This window comes from Mesorhizobium sp. M1143 (genome assembly GCF_040318435.1).
GTDB lineage: Bacteria > Pseudomonadota > Alphaproteobacteria > Rhizobiales > Rhizobiaceae > Mesorhizobium.
Genome location: NZ_JAMYMJ010000072.1, coordinates 1 through 19,545, shown reverse-complemented (window position 1 = coordinate 19,545; position 19,545 = coordinate 1). Strand labels below are relative to the sequence as shown.

At 63.4% G+C, this 19,545-nt stretch carries 20 protein-coding genes; 11 read left to right on the top strand and 9 right to left on the bottom strand.

Going from position 1 to position 19,545, the window contains the following annotated elements; all coding sequences use genetic code 11:
- Nucleotides 1-921: cystathionine gamma-synthase family protein (locus NKH35_RS28675; RefSeq protein WP_352917148.1), on the top strand; the 921-nt coding region annotated here is incomplete at its 5' end.
- 247 nt (nucleotides 922-1,168) lie between these two features.
- On the opposite strand, the gene NKH35_RS28670 is transcribed toward NKH35_RS28675, so the two are convergent.
- The 3 genes from NKH35_RS28670 to NKH35_RS28660 all read right to left on the bottom strand — a co-directional run bounded on the left by NKH35_RS28670 (nucleotide 1,169) and on the right by NKH35_RS28660 (nucleotide 5,005).
- Nucleotides 1,169-2,818: a thiamine pyrophosphate-binding protein gene (locus tag NKH35_RS28670; protein WP_023699629.1), complete on the bottom strand. Its 1,650-nt coding sequence runs from the start codon at nucleotides 2,816-2,818 to the stop codon at nucleotides 1,169-1,171.
- Nucleotides 2,815-3,990 carry a CaiB/BaiF CoA transferase family protein gene (locus NKH35_RS28665; protein WP_023804311.1) on the bottom strand — a complete coding sequence of 392 codons (1,176 nt, stop codon included), beginning with the start codon at nucleotides 3,988-3,990 and terminating at the stop codon, nucleotides 2,815-2,817. The genes NKH35_RS28670 and NKH35_RS28665 overlap by 4 nt, the downstream gene beginning before the upstream one ends.
- 82 nt (nucleotides 3,991-4,072) lie before the next feature.
- A complete protein-coding gene (locus NKH35_RS28660; RefSeq protein WP_023729372.1) occupies nucleotides 4,073-5,005 on the bottom strand; it encodes an alpha/beta fold hydrolase in 933 nt (310 codons plus the stop codon).
- Nucleotides 5,006-5,124: 119 nt separating this feature from the next.
- On the opposite strand from NKH35_RS28660, the gene NKH35_RS28655 reads away from it, so the two are divergent.
- From NKH35_RS28655 to NKH35_RS28640, 4 genes are all read left to right on the top strand, one after another.
- Nucleotides 5,125-6,015, top strand: a complete 891-nt coding sequence (locus tag NKH35_RS28655; RefSeq protein ID WP_352917146.1) for an alpha/beta fold hydrolase — start codon at nucleotides 5,125-5,127, stop codon at nucleotides 6,013-6,015.
- Nucleotides 6,012-6,461, top strand: coding sequence for a MarR family winged helix-turn-helix transcriptional regulator (locus NKH35_RS28650; RefSeq protein WP_023729370.1), 450 nt, complete (start codon nucleotides 6,012-6,014; stop codon nucleotides 6,459-6,461). The genes NKH35_RS28655 and NKH35_RS28650 overlap by 4 nt, the downstream gene beginning before the upstream one ends.
- A 98-nt stretch (nucleotides 6,462-6,559) precedes the next feature.
- The gene (locus tag NKH35_RS28645) at nucleotides 6,560-7,567 is read left to right on the top strand and encodes a ribonuclease T2 family protein (protein WP_023733088.1); all 1,008 of its coding nucleotides are present in this window, start codon (nucleotides 6,560-6,562) and stop codon (nucleotides 7,565-7,567) included.
- 69 nt (nucleotides 7,568-7,636) lie between these two features.
- Nucleotides 7,637-8,251, top strand: coding sequence for a hypothetical protein (locus NKH35_RS28640; protein ID WP_156937167.1), 615 nt, complete (start codon nucleotides 7,637-7,639; stop codon nucleotides 8,249-8,251).
- 5 nt (nucleotides 8,252-8,256) lie between these two features.
- On the opposite strand, the gene NKH35_RS28635 is transcribed toward NKH35_RS28640, so the two are convergent.
- On the bottom strand, nucleotides 8,257-9,543 hold the full coding sequence (locus NKH35_RS28635; protein WP_023729367.1) for a GGDEF domain-containing protein: 1,287 nt from the start codon (nucleotides 9,541-9,543) through the stop codon (nucleotides 8,257-8,259).
- Nucleotides 9,544-9,776: 233 nt separating this feature from the next.
- On the opposite strand from NKH35_RS28635, the gene ettA reads away from it, so the two are divergent.
- The 3 genes from ettA (at nucleotide 9,777) to NKH35_RS28620 (ending at nucleotide 13,498) form a co-directional block, all read left to right on the top strand.
- Complete coding sequence (ettA, locus tag NKH35_RS28630) at nucleotides 9,777-11,426, top strand: energy-dependent translational throttle protein EttA (RefSeq protein ID WP_023688009.1); 1,650 nt, start codon at nucleotides 9,777-9,779, stop codon at nucleotides 11,424-11,426.
- A gap of 49 nt (nucleotides 11,427-11,475) precedes the next feature.
- Nucleotides 11,476-12,282: a trans-aconitate 2-methyltransferase gene (tam, locus tag NKH35_RS28625; protein WP_352917145.1), complete on the top strand. Its 807-nt coding sequence runs from the start codon at nucleotides 11,476-11,478 to the stop codon at nucleotides 12,280-12,282.
- 94 nt (nucleotides 12,283-12,376) lie between these two features.
- On the top strand, nucleotides 12,377-13,498 hold the full coding sequence (locus NKH35_RS28620; protein WP_023668239.1) for a beta-ketoacyl-ACP synthase III: 1,122 nt from the start codon (nucleotides 12,377-12,379) through the stop codon (nucleotides 13,496-13,498).
- Here the strand turns inward: NKH35_RS28620 and NKH35_RS28615 are convergent, their stop codons facing one another.
- Nucleotides 13,499-14,065 (bottom strand): methyltransferase family protein, encoded by a 567-nt coding sequence (locus NKH35_RS28615; RefSeq protein WP_352917143.1) that lies wholly within the window; start codon nucleotides 14,063-14,065, stop codon nucleotides 13,499-13,501.
- Nucleotides 14,066-14,261: 196 nt separating this feature from the next.
- Here NKH35_RS28615 and NKH35_RS28610 point away from each other — a divergent pair, with 196 nt between their 5' ends.
- Nucleotides 14,262-14,873, top strand: coding sequence for an MOSC domain-containing protein (locus tag NKH35_RS28610; RefSeq protein WP_352917141.1), 612 nt, complete (start codon nucleotides 14,262-14,264; stop codon nucleotides 14,871-14,873).
- Nucleotides 14,874-14,932: 59 nt separating this feature from the next.
- On the opposite strand, the gene NKH35_RS28605 is transcribed toward NKH35_RS28610, so the two are convergent.
- Nucleotides 14,933-15,775: an SDR family oxidoreductase gene (locus NKH35_RS28605; protein ID WP_352917139.1), complete on the bottom strand. Its 843-nt coding sequence runs from the start codon at nucleotides 15,773-15,775 to the stop codon at nucleotides 14,933-14,935.
- 145 nt (nucleotides 15,776-15,920) lie between these two features.
- Nucleotides 15,921-16,883, bottom strand: a complete 963-nt coding sequence (locus NKH35_RS28600) for a D-amino acid aminotransferase (protein WP_352917137.1) — start codon at nucleotides 16,881-16,883, stop codon at nucleotides 15,921-15,923.
- Between the two features lie 152 nt (nucleotides 16,884-17,035).
- On the opposite strand from NKH35_RS28600, the gene NKH35_RS28595 reads away from it, so the two are divergent.
- A complete protein-coding gene (locus NKH35_RS28595; protein WP_352917135.1) occupies nucleotides 17,036-17,542 on the top strand; it encodes a hypothetical protein in 507 nt (168 codons plus the stop codon).
- Between the two features lie 6 nt (nucleotides 17,543-17,548).
- On the opposite strand, the gene NKH35_RS28590 is transcribed toward NKH35_RS28595, so the two are convergent.
- Both NKH35_RS28590 and tsaA read right to left on the bottom strand, forming a co-directional pair.
- Nucleotides 17,549-17,863, bottom strand: coding sequence for a DUF2293 domain-containing protein (locus NKH35_RS28590; RefSeq protein ID WP_023668245.1), 315 nt, complete (start codon nucleotides 17,861-17,863; stop codon nucleotides 17,549-17,551).
- Nucleotides 17,860-18,366, bottom strand: a complete 507-nt coding sequence (tsaA, locus tag NKH35_RS28585) for a tRNA (N6-threonylcarbamoyladenosine(37)-N6)-methyltransferase TrmO (RefSeq protein ID WP_352917133.1) — start codon at nucleotides 18,364-18,366, stop codon at nucleotides 17,860-17,862. Before tsaA ends, NKH35_RS28590 begins: the two co-directional genes overlap by 4 nt.
- A gap of 167 nt (nucleotides 18,367-18,533) precedes the next feature.
- Here tsaA and NKH35_RS28580 point away from each other — a divergent pair.
- Nucleotides 18,534-19,545 (top strand): ArsR/SmtB family transcription factor (locus NKH35_RS28580; RefSeq protein ID WP_352917131.1); only part of this gene is annotated, 1,012 nt, incomplete at its 3' end.

The window sequence follows — 19,545 nt, the reverse complement described above, 5'->3', positions numbered from 1 at the left end:
GGTGAGGTGCTCCTGCATTCGCCGCCGTTTTACGGGGGCACGTCGTCGCTTTGGCCGCCCACGCTGTCGGGCGTCGGCTTGGGCGCGGGCGGAGTCGCGGACGGCGTCGACGACAAGGCGGTGCGGGCCGCTGCTGATGCAGCGGTGGCGAAGGGGCGTGTCTCGGTCATTCTCATCGAAACGCCGTCGAACCCGACCAACAGCCTGGTCGACATCGCACTGATCCGGAAGTTTGCCGACGAGATCGGCGCAAGCCAAGGATCAACGCCGATCATCGTCTGCGACAACACGCTGCTCGGCCCGGTGTTCCAGCGACCGATCGAACATGGCGCGGATGTCTCCGTCTATTCGCTGACCAAATATGTCGGCGGCCATTCCGACCTGATCGCCGGTGCGGCGATGGGCAGCAAGGCGGTGACCAAGCCGATCAAGGCGCTGCGCGGCGCCATCGGCACGCAACTCGACCCGCATTCCTGCTGGATGCTCGGCCGCTCGCTGGAGACGCTGTCCATCCGCATGGAGCGCGCCAACGACAATGCGCGGCTCGTGGCCGAATTCCTGCGCGATCACGCCAAGGTCGAGAAGGTGCATTACCTGCCGTTCCTGGGCGAGGATACGGCAGCAGGACGGGCCTACAAGGCGCAATGCAGCGGCGCCGGGTCGACATTTTCTTTCGATATCAAAGGCGGAGAGAAGGCGGCCTTCGCATTTCTCAACGGGCTGCAAATATTCAAGCTGGCGGTGAGCCTCGGCGGCACGGAGTCACTCGCCAGCCACCCGGCGGCGATGACGCACTCCGGCATTCCCTTCGACGTGCGCCAGCGCATCGGCGTGCTGGAGACCACGGTTAGGCTGTCGATCGGCGTCGAGCATCCGGACGATCTTATTGCCGACCTGACGCAGGCGCTGGCAGCGGTCTGATAGCTCGCTTGTAGATATCAGGAAAGGGGCGATCGTCTTGGCAGCGTCGGCGGGACTGCACCCCCCTCTGTCCTGCCGGACATCTCCCCCTCAAGGGGGGAGATCAGCAGCTCTGACCATAGCGCCCTGTCTGCAACGCTGGAGATTGGCGAAGGGCGACGTGACATCCAATCTCCCCCCTTGAGGGGGAGATGTCCGGCAGGACAGAGGGGGGTGTGACGGAACTCGGCCTATCCCTTGTCGGTACTCAGCTCTTGTCGCGGATCTGCGTCATCGTCCGCGTCGGCGTGATCGCCTCGGGGTCGAGCCTGATTTCGACGATCGCCGGCTTGCCGCTGGCGCGGGCACGCTCGAAGGCAGGGGCAAAATCTGCCGTGTTCTCGACCGTCTCGCCGTGGCCGCCATAGGCGCGGGCAAGAGCGGCAAAGTCAGGGTTCTTAAGATCGGTGGCGACGACGCGGCCGGGATAGTCGCGCTCCTGGTGCATGCGGATGGTGCCGTAGATGCCGTTGTTGACGACGATTACGACGATCGGCAGGTCGTATTGCACGGCGGTAGCGAATTCCTGTCCGTTCATCAGGAAGCAGCCGTCGCCGGCAAAGGCGATCACGGTGCGGTCGGGATGGAGCGCCTTGGCGGCGACCGCGGCCGGGGTGCCGTAACCCATCGAACCGGAGGTCGGCGCGCCTTGGGTGGCGAAGCGGCGGAAGCGGTGGAAGCGGTGCACCCAGGTGGCGTAATTGCCGGCGCCGTTGGTGAAAATGGCGTCATCGGGCAAAATCTTTTCCAGATAGTTCATGATCGGCCCCATCTGGACCGTGCCGGGGCCGGTCTCAGGAGGCGTCGACCAGTCGAGGTAGGCAGCGTGTGCTTTCGCTGTCTCATCCGCCCAGGCTGGCGTGGACGTTGGCTTGCGCTTGGCGAAGGCTTCGACGAAGGCTGACGGCGCAGCGTTGATCGCCAGGGTCGGCCGGTAGACACGGCCGAGTTCGCCGGCATCGGCATGGACATGGACCAGCGTCTGGTCGGGGTAAGGGCTCTTCAGCAGCGTATAGTCGGAGGACGGCATCTCGCCCATGCGGCCGCCGATCAGCAGCACCAGGTCGGCCTGCTTGATGGCGGTGGCCAGCTTCGGGTTGATGCCGATGCCGACATCGCCGGCATAGTTCGGGTGCAGATGGTCGAACAGCATCTGGCGGCGGAAGGAGCAGCCGACCGGCAGCGACCAGGCCTCGGCAATGGTGCGCATACGTGCCACCGCTTCCTCGTCCCAGCGTGTGCCGCCGAGGATGACGAAGGGACGCTTGGCCTTGGCCAGAAGCTTTTCCAAAGCATCGAGTTCGGCTTCGCCGGGCCGGGTTTCGACCGGCGTGTGCGGCAAGGCCGCGGGCGCGTCGACAAGACTGGTCAGCATGTCCTCCGGCAGCGAGACGACGACGGGGCCGGGGCGGCCCGATGTCGCGACGGCGAAGGCGCGGGTGACGAGTTCGGGGATGCGCGCGGCATCGTCGATCTCCACCACCCATTTGGCGATGTCGCCGAAGAAGCGCTTGTAGTCGACCTCCTGGAAAGCCTCGCGCTCCTTGGCGTGGCTGGCGACCTGGCCGATGAACAGGATGACGGGTATCGAATCCTGCATGGCAATGTGAATGCCGGCCGATGCATTGGTGGCGCCGGGGCCGCGGGTGACGAAGCAGATCCCGGGCTTGCCGGTCAGCCGCCCCTGGCAGTCGGCCATCATGGCGGCGCCGCCTTCCTGTCGGCAGACAATGGTGCGGATGGGCGAGTCATGCAATGCGTCGAGCACCGCGAGATAGGATTCGCCGGGCACGCAGAAGATGCGGTCGGTGCCGTTCGCCTCGAGTGCGTCGACAATCAGTTGTCCACCGGTCTTCATCGTCCAGACTTCTCCAGTTCGGCAAGGATTTCTTCGGTATGTTCGCCAAGGCGTGGCGAAGGGCGTTCATAGACCAGCGGTGTGCCGGACATCACCATGGGCGCGCGTACCGAGGGCAGACGATTGCCATGGCCATCGTCGAGGTCGAGGCGCATGCCGCGTGCGATCGTCTGCGGGTCGGCAAACATCTGGCCGATATTGTTGATCGGGCTCGCCGGCACGCTTGCCGCTTCGAGCTTGGCCAGCAGCGGGTCGCGATCCCAATTCTTCAGCGTCTCGATCAAGTGCTCGCGCAACTTCACCCGGTTGGCGACGCGGGCCGGATTGGTGGCGAAATCGGGATTCGCTGAGAGATGGTCGAGACCGACTGCGGCGCAGAATTTGGCGAACTGGCCGTCATTGCCGACCGCCAGGATGATGTGGCCGTCCCTGACCGGGACAACCTCATAGGGCGCAATGTTCATATGCGCATTGCCCATCTGCACCGGCGCCTTGCCGGAGACGAGATAGTTGAGGTTCTGGTTGCCGAGTGCGGAAATCTGCGTGTCGAACAGCGCCATGTCGATATGCTGGCCTTCGCCGGTCTTTTCGGCATGGCGAAGCGCTGCCTGGATGGCGATCACAGAGTAAAGGCCGGTGAAGATGTCGGAAATAGCGACGCCGGCCTTTTGCGGCTCGCGCCCGACCTCGCCGGTGATCGACATCATGCCGGCCATGGCCTGGATGATGAAATCATAGCCGGCGCGGGGTGCGTAAGGCCCATCCTGGCCGAAGCCGGTGATCGAGCAGTAGACGAGCTTTGGATTGATCGCCTTCAGGCTCTCGTAATCGAGCCCGTATTTCTTGAGGCCGCCGAGCTTGAAGTTCTCGATCAGAATGTCGGCCGTGGCAACCAGCCGGCGCACCGTCTCGGCCCCTTCGGGCGTCGAGAAATCGACGGCGATGGAGCGCTTGCCGCGATTGCAGGAGTGGTAATAGGCGGCCGACAGGTTCTCGCCATCATGGCTCATGACGAAGGGAGGACCCCATTTGCGGGTATCGTCGCCGCCATCGGGGCTCTCGACCTTGATGACATCGGCGCCGAGATCGGCCAGCAATTGTCCTGCCCACGGGCCGGCCAGGATGCGGGCGAGTTCGACGACGCGGACGCCTTTCAGCGGAGGTTCAGCCATAAATCACCAAAAACGGGTCGGAACCGCAGCCTCTATCAACCCGGGATGCCGCTGTCACGGGCCTTGCGGTGGGCCAGCGATTTCAGCGTTTGAGCACGCTATCGGCCCAGGCAGCGAAATCGTCCATGACGACATCGCGGTTCACCTCGTTCAGGCTTTCGTGGCGGGTGTCGGCGTAAACCTTTGAAACCAGATTCGAAAAGCCCATCGCGCGCATGCGTTTGGCGAGATGATCGATGCCCTTGCCATAGTCGGAGGCCGGATCCTTCTCTCCGCCGACGATGCTGACGGGCAGGTCGCGCCTGATGCCGGCAAAGCCGGAATCCTTGCCGCCTTTCTGCGTCATCTCCACGACATCGCGCCACATCGAGATCGAGGCATCCCAGCCGCACAGCGGGTCGGCGATGTACTTGGCCACTTCAGCCTCGTCGCGCGACAGCCAGTCGAACGGCGTCTTGTGGTTGGGCACCGCCTTGCCCCAGGTCTGGAAGGTCAGCCTTGGCAAGACGCGTGAGGGAACATCGGAGCCGAGCCTGAAGCGCTCATAAGCGAGGATGGCGAGTGCAAGCCGACCAAGCAGGCCTTGTGAGAAATTGCCGTTCCAGATCGCCGCGGCGTGGACGCGCGGCGAGTGCGCCAGCAGGTAGTTGAGCGCCACCGACGCACCCATCGAATGGCCGAACAGGATGACCGGCAGGCCGGGCTGCTCCTTCGCAATCAAATCGTGGACTGCGTCGACATCGGAGATCACCTTGGCCGGGCCGCTTGTGCCGGCGAACCTGCCGAGCGGGGCATCGGGCGCCTTGGTCGCGCCATGGCCGCGATGGTCGTGGACGTAGACGTGAAAACCGCGGGTGCTGAGGTAATCCGCGAAGCGGGCATAGCGCGCGGCGTGTTCGGCCAAGCCATGGTTAATCTGGACGACGGCCCGTGGAGAGCCGCTCGCGTGCTTCACATAGAGGTTGAGCGTGGCCCCGGTCGGTGAGGCCAGCGTCGTCTGCTCGTCAAATGCCATCTCTCGCTCCGTCGGCGACTGTTGGGCGACGGCGTGACCGGCGTCAAGGGGAGGGCTATTGACAGTATGCTGTCAATTTGATTATATGACAGCATACTGTCAAAATGGGGAGCATGAGCATGAAAACCTTTTCGACCGTTTCGCGCCGCGCGTTTCTGCTGGCGAGCCTGTCATCCGCAATGCTCCTGCCCGGCATTGCATCCAGCAAAACCAGGGAGATGACCATGAAGACCTCAACCATTGCCGGCCCGCAGGGCCAGCTTGCCGGCTACGACATCAAATCCGGCGGCGGCCTGCCGATCCTGTTCGCGCATGGCGATTGCAGCCGCGCCACACAGTGGAACCGGGTGATGCAGCTCACCGCAGGTGGCCGTGAGGCGGTCGCCTTCGATTTTCGCGGCCATGGCGCATCGGCGCCCGCAGCCGATGCGAATTATGGCTATGACGGACGCGCGGACGATATCGGCGCCGTGGCCGATGCGTTCGGGCTGCAACGGTTTGTCCTGGTCGCGCATAGCGGCGGCAGTGGCGCAGCCCTTGCCTATGCCGCCAGCCATGCCGACCGGGTCGCCGGCATCCTGCTGGTCGATCCGGCGACCGATCCGCGTGCGTTGCCAAAGGAGATCCGCGACGGTTTCGTTCGCGATCTGGCGGGGCCGCAAGGCCTCGATGTCCTCAAAGCCTACTACACCTCGATTGCCGGCTCCGATGAAGCGGTTCGTCAAACGGTGCTGGCCGATGCGGCGGTGGTCGATCCGGCGGCTCGGGCAGGCGTCGGCAAGGCGCTGGCGGAATGGAATCCCGAACCGACGCTCCATGCCTATCACGGGCCGATCTTCGTGCTGGCCACGGAGGCCAATGACAATGCGGCGGCCCTGTTTCGGCTGCGCATCGGAATTGGCCACAGAACCGTCGCCGGTTCCGGCCATTGGGTGATGCTTGACAAGCCGGAGGCGGTGGCTGAAGCCGTCAACACTTTTGTTTCCACCATCGAGGCCGGCCAGAAATGACAAGCAGGACCGAAGCCGGAGATGTGCTCACCGACCTGGTGCTTGCCGTGTTCCGGCTGAATGGCGGGTTTCTCGACGCGGCCGACCGGCTGGCCGAGCCTGCCGGGTTGACGGCGGCGCGCTGGCAGGTTCTGGGCGCGGTGCTGAAGGAGCCGAAATCGGTGGCCGACATTGCCCGCGACATGGGGCTTGCCCGCCAGAGCGTGCAGCGCCTTGCCGACATTCTGGCCGCCGAAGGGCTTGCCGCCTATGCGGACAACCCGGCGCACCGCCGCGCGAAGCTCCTGGCGATGACCGATGCCGGCCGGGCCGCGATCCGGGATATCGGCACGCGCCAGCATGTCTGGGCCAACCGCATCAGCGAGGGCATCGAGGCTCGCGCGCTCGAGACAGCGCTTGATCTGCTGCGTATGTTGACGAAGCGGGTCGAGGAGGGCGGGGTCTGATCGACCGAGCGATTGTTTTTTGCGGCGGACGAAAGAAATCGTAATTCTGACATGTCACACGTTTCTAGCTTGCGCTATGAAACGCTAGGAGTGCTGGAATGCGGATATCGGCGATATGGGGTGCGGTGTTGGTGGCGCTGGCCGGTGTCGGCCTAGCGCGTGCCGATGTGAAGATGAGCGGCTCCTTCGTGGCCGATGCCGCCTGTCCAGCGACGCAGGCGATCAAGAGCGGCAAGAACCCCGGCAATATCGCGACAACGGCTGGACAGAGCTACGACCTCCTGGCCGGCAACAAGGATGCGCCGACGCATTACCTCATCCGCGTGCCGGGCGCCGATCCTGAGCGTCGCTGGGTCAAGATCAGCTGCGGTCATGTCGCCGGCGGCAGCGCAGCCGCCCAGCCGGCCGCGCCCGCCGATCAGGGCAAGCCTGCGGCTTCGGGAAAGCCCGAATATGTCTTTGCGCTGAGTTGGCAGCCGGCCTTCTGCGAAACCAAGGCAAGCAAGCCCGAATGCCAGGCGCAGACGGCGGGCGGTTTCGACGCGTCGCATTTCACTTTGCATGGTCTGTGGCCGCAACCGAACGGCAATTTCTATTGCCAGGTGCCGGCGAGCGACAAGGCCAATGATAATCCGGCCCATTGGGCCGACCTGCCGCCGGTCAACCTCGATGCCAATACGCGCGCCGAACTCGACCAGGTGATGCCTGGCACCGCCTCCAAGCTCGAACGGCATGAATGGATCAAGCACGGCACCTGCTACGGCAAGAGCCAGCAGGAGTATTTTGCCGAGGCGCTGAACCTGATGCGGGCGGTGAATGCCTCGCCTGTGCGCGAGCTCTTCACCAGGAACGTCGGCAAGCAACTGACTTCGGACCAGATCCGCAGCACCTTCGACAGCGCCTTCGGCGCCGGGGCGGGCGCGCGGGTGCGTGTCTCCTGCCTGGTCGATCCGTCGAGCGGCAGGCGGCTGATCGGCGAGCTGACGCTGGGCCTGACCGGCCCGATCGGCCCCGACAGTTCGCTGGGCACTCTCATGCTCGCCTCGGCGCCGACGACCAAGGCGGGCTGTCCGAAGGGTTCGGTCGATGCGGCCGGGTTCCAGTAGATATCCGTCTGTCGCTTGGCACTGACGCGGTGATATGGTCTGGATGTGTTTCATTCGGCGGGGGTGGCGATGAGTGGCATGACATCAGGCGCGCTGGCGCGGCTGGCTTTCTGGGCCAGGGGGATGACCGCCATAAAAGACGGCCGCATGGAATGGCCGGGCTTTTCCTATACCGATGCCGAGTGGGCGCGCATGCGCGTGCTTGCCGCGCCGATCGGGGCAAGCCGCTACCAGCTGTTCACTTGGGTCAACGCCGCGATCTTCATCGCCATTGCCGCGCTCGGCATCGTCTGTGTCTTCCTGCCGCTGGCGACACTTTTGTTTCCGGTGCCGGCCGACACCAGCGCGCTCAAATTCTCGGCTCTGCTGGCGGCGTGTGCCTTTCTCATAATCGGGCTCGGCTTGCCGATCTCCATGCGCCTGTCGAGCGCGTTGGCCATCTCCCGGGAGATGCGCGCCGGTCTTGTCGGCGAAGCCGGTGACGAAGCGCTGGCAGCAAAAGTGTCTTGGCAGATCAACCGCATCATGCTGGTCATGTGCGGCCTGCTGGTGCCCGGCATTCTGTTGTTCATCGCTTATGACATCGACGCCAGTCCGATCATCACCACGCTGAAATGGCTGGCCATCGCGCTGATAGCCGTTTCAGTTGCGGTCGGCGCGTTGCAGCAGCGCAAGCGGAGCTGACAACCTTATCCGCTGACGCCACGTGTGGACAATGTCCAGGCACTGAGGTCTTCGGCATCGTCATGCGCTTCGCCGACGACGCGGTCACGCCCGGTGGATTTGGCCCTGTAGAGACGCTCGTCGGCAAGGGCGAAGAGATCGGCAAGCGAGCCTACGGTCTCATCGACAGTGGCGATGCCGGCGCTGACGCTGATGTCGAACCGGTTTACGCACGCTTTGACGGCCTGGCGGAGGTTTTCTCCGAGCAACCTGGCGACCGCATGCGGCTGCGAGCAAAGGATGGCGAACTCCTCGCCGCCGATCCTGAAAACCTGATCGTGTGCGCCGGCCGCCTGGGTCAGCACCTGGGCGATCGATCTCAGCACCCTGTCGCCCTCGGCATGGCCGAAGCGATCGTTGATCGACTTGAAATGGTCGACGTCGACGATCAGCAGGCTGAGCGGTTGGGCCGTGCGCAGGCTGACAGCGACCAGACGTTCGCCGTCGCTGTCAAAGCGTCCCCTGTGCAACAGGCCGGTGAGGCCGTCGCGGCCGACATGTTCGACCAGGGCTTCGTAGCGCTCGCGATAGGTCAAGGTGTCGAAGACGTCGGACAACCCACGTGGTGCCACGACCTGACGCGTTTCGAACCATCTGAGGTAGGCGACAAGCATGGCGCTGTAGGCAAAAGCGGCACCCATCTTGGCGAACCAGCCGCCGAAGAAGACCGCAATCGGCGCGCCGGCGACGAAATGCAGGGCGCTGAAAAATCCGGCCTGGTCGAAGGTGAGCACGCAGGCGACGCAAATCAGGATGCGGGAGAACGGCGCCCTGCGTAGATAACGCCCGAGCTTTTCGTAAAGCAGGATGATCAGGATGGCGTCGATGAAGAGCAGCGTCGTGCCCCACACCATCAGCCAGCCCAACTGGTCGATGAAACCGATATCGGGAAGCTTGCCGTCGGAAAAGGCTGAAATATCGTGCAGGCGCAGGATCAGGACCAGCCCGATCATCAAGGCGTTGCCGAGCAAAAGGCCATAGATCGGCTGGCGCACCGTGGCCGCATCTTCCTTCATGTAGAGGAGAAGCAGCATCACCAGCTTGCCGGAAAACAGCACCGCCGAGCCTGGCGAGACCATGCCGAAGGGCAGGGCGACATAGAAGACGCTGGCGAGATAGGTTTCGAGGAAATGCATGGCGCCCAGCGCGCAGACGAAGACGCCGAGGCCGATGCGATCCCTGAAGCGGAACAGCGTGACCATGACGCTGAAGTAGACGACCGCTTCGGCAAGGAGCAGGAAACTGTTCAGCACTACCTTCGGTCCGATCTTTACTTTCGATCGCGACAGGCCAGCGATCGATCCTGTTTTGACGCTGAAGGGTTAACCGGGGATTTCAACGCTCCCTACAACCGGCGGAAAACTTAACGTGCGGTGTACACCCGCTTGAAATGGCAAAAGCGATTGCCGTTCGGCCCGGCATCGCCTACATAGCGGCCAACCTCCATTCAATCCGACATTTCGGTCAATCATCAAGGAAAGCGCGCGTGGCACGCCAGTTCATCTATCACATGGCCGGCCTCAACAAGGCCTATGGCACCAAGAAGGTGCTTGAGAATGTCCATCTCTCCTTCTATCCCGACGCCAAGATCGGCATCCTCGGCCCCAACGGCTCGGGTAAGTCGACGATCCTCAAGATCATGGCCGGGCTCGACAAGGAGTGGAACGGCGAAGCCTGGCTCGCCGAAGGCGCCACCGTCGGCTATCTCGCGCAGGAGCCGGCGCTCGATGCCAACAAGACGGTGTTCGAGAACATCATGGAAGGTGTCGCCGCCAAGACCGCCATCATCGAGCGCTACAACGAATTGATGATGAACTACTCCGACGAGACGGCCGACGAGTCCGCCAAGCTCCAGGACGAGATGGACCGGCTCAATTTGTGGGATCTCGAACAGCAGGTCGAGATGGCGATGGAAGCGCTGGGCTGCCCGCCCAAGGATTCCGAGGTCACCAAGCTTTCGGGCGGTGAGCGCCGCCGCGTCGCGCTCTGCCAGCTGCTGCTGCGTCAGCCCGACCTCTTGCTGCTCGATGAACCGACCAACCATCTCGACGCCGAGACTACGGCGTGGCTGGAAAAACACCTGCGCGCCTATCCCGGCGCGGTGATGATCATCACCCACGATCGCTACTTCCTCGACAATGTCACCGGATGGATCCTCGAGCTCGATCGCGGCCGCGGCATCCCCTATGAGGGCAACTACACCAAATACCTCGAAGCCAAAGCCAAGCGCCTCAAGCAGGAAGGCCGCGAGGACGACGCCCGCCAGCGTGCCATCGGTCGCGAACGCGAGTGGATCCAGTCCAGCCCGAAAGCTCGCCAGACCAAGTCCAAGGCGCGTATCCAGGCGTTCCAGGACCTGCTGGATGCAGCCGACAAGCGGCGTCCGAGCGATACGCAGATCGTCATTCCGCATGGCGAACGGCTCGGCAATGTGGTGATCGAGGCGGAAGGCCTGTCGAAGGGCTTTGGCGACACGCTGTTGATCGAGGGTCTGGAATTCAAGCTGCCGCCAGGCGGCATCGTCGGCGTCATCGGCCCGAACGGCGCCGGCAAGACGACGCTGTTCCGCATGATCACCGGCCAGGAAACGCCGGATGCCGGCTCTGTCCGCATCGGCGAAACGGTGAAGCTCGGCTATGTCGATCAGAGCCGCGATGCGCTCGATCCGTCAAAGACGGTGTGGGAGGAGATTTCCGGCGGCGCAGAAGTGGTCAAGCTCGGCAAGTTCGAGGCCAACACGCGCGCCTATTGTGCGTCGTTCAACTTCCGTGGCGGCGACCAGCAGCAGAAGGTCGGCAACCTCTCCGGCGGCCAGCGCAACCGCGTGCATCTGGCAAAAATGCTGAAGACCGGCGGCAATGTGCTGCTGCTCGACGAACCGACCAACGACCTCGACACGGAAACGCTGGCGGCGCTCGAAGACGCGCTGGAAAATTTCGGTGGCTGCGCCGTCATCATCTCGCACGATCGTATGTTCCTCGACCGCCTGGCCACCCACATCCTCGCCTTCGAGGGCGACAGCCATGTCGAATGGTTCGAGGGCAATTTCGAGGATTACGAGCAGGACAAGATCCGCCGGCTCGGCCCCGAGGCCGTCAACCCGCACAGGATGACGTACAAGAGGTTGACGCGGTAAGGGAGCAACCGGGGCGGCGAATTTCTCAACTGATACGAGGAAAGCTTGAATGACCGACTGGTCCGCCGCCCAATATCTGAAATTCGAGGATGAGCGGACGCGGCCCGCGCGCGATCTTGTCGCGCAGGTACCGGTGGATTTCCCGCGCCGGGTGGTCGACATCGGCTGCGGCCCGGGTAATTCGACCGAGCTGCTGGTCGAGCGCTGGCCGGATGCTGATATCAGCGGCTTCGACACCTCTCCCGACATGATCGAGAAGGCGAAGGCGCGCCTGCCCAGCGTCAATTTCGACCTCGCCGATGCCTCGACATGGCGGCCGGCCGAGCCGGTCAACGTCATCTTCGCCAATGCGGTGTTCCAATGGCTGCCCACCCACCCGGTAGTGTTCCAGCGGCTGATGGGCTTTCTCGCGCCGGGCGGTGCGCTCGCCGTCCAGATGCCCGACAATCTGCTTGAGCCGTCGCATCGGCTGATGCGCGAGACGGCCGCCGAAATGCCGTTCGCCGCCAAGATGGCAGGTGCTGCGCGCGGACCGCTGCCGGCGGTGTCGTTCTATTATGATCTCTTGTCGCCGCTCTCCATCCGGGTGGATATCTGGCATACGGCCTACAATCATCCGCTGACCGACGCCGAGGTGATCGTCGAATGGGTGAAGTCGACGGGGCTGAAGCCGTTTCTCGATCCGCTCGACGCCGGCGAGCGCAAGATATTCCTCGACAATTACACGGCCAAAATTGCCAAGGCCTATCCGAAGACCGCAAACGGCAAGGTGCTGCTGCGCTTCCCGCGCATTTTCATCGTCGCCAAGCGGGCCGGTAGCACTCCCGATGACATCCCGCCACAGCCTATGGTTTAAGCCGGCGTAAACCGGTGGGGTGAGAAAAGTGTTGTGTCGCGCCCCCTCGTCGTTCACATGAGAACGACAACGCCTGCGCATGGACGGACTGGATATGCATCGCGTCATCATCAGCGGCATCGGCGTTGAAATCCCTGAAGCCAAGATCACCAATGAAGAACTGGTCGCCAGCTTCAACGCCTGGGTCGACACCGAGAATGCGCGCCGGCAAGGCACGGATGAGACGCTGCTGCAGAAATCCGACAGCGCCTTCATCGTCCATGCCTCGGGCGTCCAGACCCGCCATGTGATCGAGCGCGAAGGCATTCTCGATCCGACCCGCATGGCGCCGCGCATTCCGGCGCGGCCCGATGATGCGCTGTCGCTGCAGGCCGAGTTTGGAGTGGCCGCGGCCCGGAAGGCGCTCGACCATGCCGGCCTGAAGCCGTCCGACATCGACCTGGTGATCTGCTCGGCCTCGCACCAGCAACGGCCCTATCCGGCGATCGCCATCGAAATGCAGGAGGCGCTGGGCACCAAGGGCGCCGGCTTCGACATGGGGCTTGGTTGTTCATCGGCCGCGGCCGCCTTGCACATTGCGGCCAATCTGGTCCGGGCGGGCGCGCACAAGCGCGTGCTGGTGGTCACGCCGGAGATCATCACCGGCCATCTCAATTTCCGCGACCGGCAGACGCATTTCATCTTCGGCGATGCATCGGTGGCGATGGTGGTCGAGGGGCTGGGCGAGGGCGAGAGGCGGCCGGGGCGTTTCGAGGTGCTGGACACGCGCACCTGGACGCAGATGTCGAACAATATCCGCACCAATCTGGGCTATCACACCCGCACCGCCCAGGACGATCCTTACATGATCAACCTCGAAGGCAATCTGATCAAACAGGTCGGCAACAAGGTGTTCAAGGAAGTCACCGTCGCCGGCCACAAATTCATTGTCGAATTCCTCGCCGAGCACGGGCTGACGCCGCAAGCCATCAGGCGATTCTGGCTGCATCAGGCCAATGCGCGAATGAACGCCATGATCCTGAAACTAGCCTTCGGCCACGAGGTCGACCATGACCGCGCGCCGATGGTGCTGGAGCGGCTCGGCAACACCGCCGGCGCTGGCGCCATCATCGCGCTGTCGGAAAACCACGCCGACATGAAGCCCGGCGATTTCGGCGTGCTGTGCGCCTTCGGCGCCGGCTATTCGATCGGCGGCGCGCTTTTGCGGATGCTGTAATCAGGCCGGCATGAACGGCACCAGCATCGGTACGCTGCGGGCATAATCGTCATAGGCGTTGCCGAGTTCTCCGCGCAGAAAGCGTTCCTCCAGCCTTGCCTTCATGACGATGCCGATGGTGAGAAGAATCGCGCCGGCGATTCCCCAGACCGTGCCTTTGGCCGCCATTGTGGCAAGCATCGCCAGAAGCAGTCCGGTATAGATCGGGTGGCGGACCATTCTGTAGGGACCGGTGTCGACGACACGGTGCTCGGCCTTGGCCGTCACCGAAGCCGACCAGAGACGGCCGAGATGCAACCGCGCCCACCAGGCGAACAACAGGCCAACGGCAACAAGCCCTGCGCAGATCCACGCTTCGGCAAGGGTCGGAAACCAGAATCGCAGCCGGCCGGCATAGCCATGCGCGGGAATGAACAGCAGCACCGCGCCGATCAACCACAAAGCGCGATAGCGAAACTCCTCCTGGATGCCGGCACGCTTTTTCGCCGGGTCGGCCCAGAAGGCGGCTAGAAACCAGGACACGACCCAGATCAGCCAAAGCAGCGCGATTGCAGTCCCGGGACGCATGGAAACCTCCGCAGACTTGTCTCACCATGCGGCCGGTGCAGCACGGCGGCAATGCGGCGCAGTACGATAGGATATGCGATCCGCGGTAAGAAGATCGTGATCGGCTGCCATCAGCCCGCTTGATCGGATCATCATTGCTTTGGACTGGACCGGGCTCATGGCTATCGCTAATGCGACCTTGCACAAGGAGTAAGCCATGCTGGATCTTTTCCCTGAGGCTCCGATCGAGATCATTTCAGCGCGAAAACTCGTAGCCAGGGTGACGGCGCTCTACGCCGCACCGTCGAATCACTTCCAGACGCGCCCAGTGGAAGCATTGCAACTCGGTTTCGAAGGCATCAACGGCGACTTCCACGCCGGCGCCACCCGTCGTTCCGGCGGTCGCGAACCCTGGTATCCGCGCGGCACCGAAATCCGCAACGAGCGGCAGATATCAATCGTAGCAGCGGATGAACTCGCCGTCGTTGCCGAGCGGATGGGGCTGGCCGAGATCAAGCCGGAATGGATCGGCGCCAATCTGCTGATCGAAGGCGTGCCGCATCTCTCGATGCTGCCGTCAGGCACGCTGCTGTTCTTCAGAAGTGGCGTGACGATCAAGGTCGATGCGCAGAACGGACCTTGCCGCCTTGCCGGACGTTCGATTGCCGAAAACGCCGGGATGGCCGATCGGGAGGCCGGCGCGCTGGCCTTCCCGAAGGCGGCGAAACGGCTGCGCGGCCTCGTTGCCTGGGTCGAGAAACCGGGTCGTATGACAACAGGGGAAGAGATCTCGGTGCGCGTGCCCGAGCAGTGGATTTATCGATCCTAGTACCGGGCTAGGGCAAGGGCTGCGCCGCCGGGGCGACGCAGCCGGATTTCAAGACGCGCTCAGGCCGCCTTGCGGTTCTTCTTGGCGCCCTGCGCCTCGACGGAAACGTAGTCCCACTTTTCCCACAGCGCGATGCGGTTGGCGTATTCCTGCTTGATCATCGGCAGGCCGCCATCGCCGAAGAAGACGCGCAGCGGCGGCTCGGCCGCGTCGACGATTTCAAGCATCGCCGGTCCGGTGGCCTCGGGGTCGCCGGCGACCGAGTTGGCGCGGCGTTCCGCCATCTTGGCGCGGGCCGGCGCGTAAGCCTCGATCGCTTTGGAGACCTTGGCCGAGGCGCCGGACCAATCGGTGGAGAAGCCGCCCGGTTCGACAAGCGTCACATGGATGCCGAATTCGGCGACCTCGATGCTGAGCGACTGGCTGAAGGCTTCGAGCGCCCATTTCGAGGCATGGTAAAGGCCGAGCGACGCAAAGGCGTTGACGCCGCCGATCGACGAGATCTGGATGATGTGGCCGGAGCCCTGCGCCCGCATGATCGGCAAAGCCGCCTGGGTGACCCAGAGCGCGCCGAACACATTGGTTTCGATCTGGTCGCGGGCTTCCTGTTCGCTGACTTCCTCGATGGCGCCGAAATGGCCATAGCCGGCATTGTTGATGACGACGTCGACCCGGCCAAAGCGCTTGTGCGCCTCGGCGATGGCCGCATCGACAGCCTTCTTGTCGGTGACGTCGAGCTTGATCGCGGCGACATTATCGCCGTATTTCGCGACGAGATCGGCGAGCGTGCCGGCATCGCGCGCGGTTGCGGCGACACGGTCGCCGCGAGCGAGTGCGGCCTCGGCCCAGACTCGGCCAAAGCCTTTCGACGATCCGGTGATGAACCAAACCTTGCTTGTCATGACGTGGAATCCTTGCCCATGCGGGCCGTGAAGTGGGAAGCGGAGGCTTCTCCGCTTCCGCGATATACGGTGCGTCGAGCGATTTTCCAGAGGCGAGGGGGAATCTTTTTGGTCACGTCATCGTGTGGAGCAGGACCTTCGCCGGTCAGGGATAGCGCACCGGGCTCGACCAGGCCGGGTCGTCATGCTTTTGCCAGTAGAGCGCCATCAAGCGCTTTGTGATCCCGCCTATCTTGCCGTCGGCGACAGCAGCGCCGTCGATCACTGTCACCGGCATGATGCCGCCGGCGGTGGAAGTGATGAAGACTTCGTCGGCAGCCTTCAGCGCGGCAACGCTGACGTCGACGGCCGTGGTGGGAAGCGCTGCCTCGGCGCAGAGGTCGAAGACGGTGCGCCTGGTGATGCCGGGCAGCACGCCGGCGGCTGGCGTCGACAGCCTGCCGTCCTTGACGCAGAACACGTTGAAGCCGGGGCCTTCGGCGACATTGCCGTTGAAGTCGAGAATCAATGCGGTTTCGGCCCCACGGTCATAAGCGTCGTAGAGGCCGCGCACGAGGTCGAGCCAGTGGTAGTTCTTGATCGCCGGATCGATCGAGACCGGCGGAATGCGCACCTTGTCGCTAATGGCGACATGCAGGCCGCGCCGCAACTGCTCGGCATTGGCGACCGAGCCGAAGGGAACTGCGAAGGCCATGAAGCGGTTGACCGCCTGGCGCGGATCGCGGCTGAAGGTCGGCGAGGCGCCGCGTGTGCACAGCATTTCGACATAGGCGGCGCGATGGCCCGACAGCGCCACGCAATTGTGCAGAATCTCGGCCACGCCATCGCGGTCGGACGGGATCGTCATGCGCAGTTTTTGCAAGCCGGCGAAGAAGCGGTCGAGATGCAGGTCGAGTCGGAAGAAGCTCCCGTCCCAGACATGCACGCTGTCGTAGGTGGCGTCGGAATGCAGAAAGCCCCAATCCAGCACCGAGATTTTGGCCTGCGACATCGGCAGATACTGACCATCGAGAAAGGCGACGCCGTCGGGATAGGAATGCGGATCGATATGGCGATCCGACAAAGCCGGCAATGGCACAATGCTACCGGCTGCTGCGCTTCGGTTCATGGCGATTGGTCCCTTCGGCTTGATGCGGCAGAGTCAAGCTAGTGGTCCCCTGCAGGCGGCATAGGGCCACCCAACCATCGCTGTTTGTCCTAGGTAGCACATTCGATATGCCCTATGGTCCGGCTTGAAAATATCCGGCCGGGAGGGGCAAAATGGGCAAATCTTTTCGGACCATCAGCTTTGCAATTTTCCTCGTCTTCGTCACTGGCGATGCCTTCGCGCAATGCGCTCGCGAGGGCGAGGCGCTGTGCCAGAACGGCCAGACCTATCGTTGCGAGAAGACGGGCAGCGAACTGACGCCGATCTTTCAGAACGTGCCTTGCGTGGTCAACGCGGCGGGGCTCAACGGCGTCTGGACCGGCAGCGGTCATCAAAGTCCGGCCGGTGCTGCCGGCGCCGATTGGGCGATCGCAATGACAATCGGCGATGGCGCCGCGTCGATCGACTATCCGTCGCTCGGCTGCGGCGGATCGTTGACCCAGATTTCTCGCGACGACAGTTCGGCGGAATACCGGGAAAACATCAGCTACGGCCAGGACAAGTGCATCGACGGTGGCGGCATCACCGTCCGATTTTTCAAAGGGAACCTGTCCTGGACCTGGGTTGGCCAGGCCGACGGCCAGCCCTACAATGCGGTTGCCGTATTGAAGCGACGGTAGCTGAAGTTATTCCTCTTCGTCCTCTGCATCGAGCAGGCGCGTGGCGCGCCAACGGGTCAGCACCATATTTGTTTGCTCGATGACGAAGAACCGCGCCGAGTCGCGGTCATAGCCCTCGGCCAGCAGCTTTTCATAGTCGGTATGGCCGTGCCTGATATGGGCGATCGTCGCCAGCCAGACCGCGATGCCCGGCGGCAGTGTCTTCATGTGCACGGCGCCGGCCTCGGTGCGGATTTTCTCCATATCGGCATAGGGCGCCAGGGGCAGCAGGGCGGTCAGCGCCTTGGCGATGGCGCGGCGGCGGCCGGTGGGCGCACTCATTTTTCGTCACGCCCGGCAATGGTCGCCTCGGGAAAGGCGTCGGTCGAGGCGAAATAGGGCTTGATGTCGATCACTGGCGTGCCGTCGAGAACATCGATGGCGTCGATGGCGATGCGGCCGTTGTCGATGTCGACGGCGATCAGACCGGCGACATGCAGCCCGACTGGGTTCGGCCGGGCAGGGGAGCGCAGCGAGAAAACGCCTTTCGGCTCAGCAGCACGGCGGGGTCTCTGGACAATCAGTGCCCGCGGCGCGTGATGCAGCCAGGACAGGAGGACGATGTGGCTGGCCCGCTCCAGCGCAAGCAGGCCGTCGCGATAGGGTGGGTCGATGAGAACGGTGGCCGCCTGTCCTGTCTCGCGGGCGGCGCGCATGTTCTTCGGGCAGCTTTCGCGCGTGGTCCACGGCGAGGCGATGCGGCCGATGAACACGATATGGCCATCCGCCGGCATGTCAGCCGGGTCGGCCTGCAGGAGCTTTTCGCCGTCGCGCGTCTCGAACATGGCTTTCGCCCTAGCACAAGTTTCCAGCCGATCGTCAGGGAAAAGCGGTTCTCTCAGGCGGGGATCATGTGTGCGGCATTTTCTTGTCAGGAAGCGACATAGGCCTTGCTATGCCGCCAAAGCTGACATAAACATATGTTTATATCTTTTTCAACGAGAACGCGCCGATGCATGTTTCGCTCGATACCATGGTGGATACGCTGAAGGCGGCGGCCGAATCGAGCCGGCTGCGCATCCTGGCGCTCTTGTCACGCGGCGACCTCACCGTGTCCGACCTCACCGAGATCCTCAGCCAGTCGCAACCGCGGGTGTCGCGGCATTTGAAGCTGCTGCTGGAGGCCGGGTTGATCGGCCGCTACCAGGAGGGCTCGTGGGCCTTCTTCCGGCTGTCGGATACGGATTCCGCGCGCGACTTCGTCATGGGGCTGGTCTCTGGCATTCGCGGCGCCGATCCACAGGTCGAGCGCGATCTCGAGCGGTTGGCATCGGTCAAGCGCAAGCGCCAGGACCGTGCCGCCGAGTATTTCTCCGAGAACGCCGCCAGCTGGGATCACATCCGCTCGCTGCATGTGCCGGACCGCGCGGTGGAAGCCGCACTCCTCAAGCTGGTCGGCAAGCGGCCATTCCAGTCGATGCTAGACCTCGGCACCGGCACCGGGCGGCTGCTGGAGATATTTTCGCCGCTCTACCGGCGCGGTGTCGGCATCGACATGTCGCGCGAAATGCTGACGGTGGCGCGGGCCAATCTCGACAAGGCAGGCATCGCCAATGCCCAGGTCCGCCAAGGCGACATTTTCGCGCCGCCGGTCGAGCGCGACGCCTTCGACCTCGTCACCATCCATCAGGTGCTGCACTATCTGGACGATCCCGCCCGCGCCATCCGCGAGGCGGCAAGGCTGCTGCGCCCGTCGGGCCGGCTGGTGATCGTCGATTTCGCGCCGCATGCACTGGAATTCCTGCGCGACCAGCATGCGCATGTCAGGCTGGGCTTTTCCGACCGCCAGATCTCCGAATGGTTTGCCGATGCCGGGCTCGATCTCGAGGATGCCCAGGAATTCGAGCCGCGCGGCGGCAACGAAGCCAAGCTCACCGTCAAGTTGTGGCTCGGCCGCGACCGCCGCATGCTGATCGCCGAGCCTTCAAATGACACCCAACCCACCAAAGCGTACCCTATGGGGG

Coding starts and splice junctions, on each gene's coding strand:
- tam (WP_352917145.1), top strand. CDS start 11,476: ATGACCGACTGGTCCGCCGCCCAATATCTGAAATTCGAGGATGAGCGG.
- NKH35_RS28590 (WP_023668245.1), bottom strand. CDS start 17,863: ATGAGTGCGCCCACCGGCCGCCGCCGCGCCATCGCCAAGGCGCTGACC.
- NKH35_RS28645 (WP_023733088.1), top strand. CDS start 6,560: ATGCGGATATCGGCGATATGGGGTGCGGTGTTGGTGGCGCTGGCCGGT.
- NKH35_RS28605 (WP_352917139.1), bottom strand. CDS start 15,775: ATGACAAGCAAGGTTTGGTTCATCACCGGATCGTCGAAAGGCTTTGGC.
- NKH35_RS28660 (WP_023729372.1), bottom strand. CDS start 5,005: ATGGCATTTGACGAGCAGACGACGCTGGCCTCACCGACCGGGGCCACG.
- NKH35_RS28670 (WP_023699629.1), bottom strand. CDS start 2,818: ATGAAGACCGGTGGACAACTGATTGTCGACGCACTCGAGGCGAACGGC.
- NKH35_RS28595 (WP_352917135.1), top strand. CDS start 17,036: ATGGGCAAATCTTTTCGGACCATCAGCTTTGCAATTTTCCTCGTCTTC.
- NKH35_RS28600 (WP_352917137.1), bottom strand. CDS start 16,883: ATGAACCGAAGCGCAGCAGCCGGTAGCATTGTGCCATTGCCGGCTTTG.
- NKH35_RS28620 (WP_023668239.1), top strand. CDS start 12,377: ATGCATCGCGTCATCATCAGCGGCATCGGCGTTGAAATCCCTGAAGCC.
- NKH35_RS28615 (WP_352917143.1), bottom strand. CDS start 14,065: ATGCGTCCCGGGACTGCAATCGCGCTGCTTTGGCTGATCTGGGTCGTG.
- tsaA (WP_352917133.1), bottom strand. CDS start 18,366: ATGTTCGAGACGCGCGACGGCGAAAAGCTCCTGCAGGCCGACCCGGCT.
- NKH35_RS28640 (WP_156937167.1), top strand. CDS start 7,637: ATGAGTGGCATGACATCAGGCGCGCTGGCGCGGCTGGCTTTCTGGGCC.
- NKH35_RS28610 (WP_352917141.1), top strand. CDS start 14,262: ATGCTGGATCTTTTCCCTGAGGCTCCGATCGAGATCATTTCAGCGCGA.
- NKH35_RS28655 (WP_352917146.1), top strand. CDS start 5,125: ATGAAAACCTTTTCGACCGTTTCGCGCCGCGCGTTTCTGCTGGCGAGC.
- NKH35_RS28650 (WP_023729370.1), top strand. CDS start 6,012: ATGACAAGCAGGACCGAAGCCGGAGATGTGCTCACCGACCTGGTGCTT.
- NKH35_RS28665 (WP_023804311.1), bottom strand. CDS start 3,990: ATGGCTGAACCTCCGCTGAAAGGCGTCCGCGTCGTCGAACTCGCCCGC.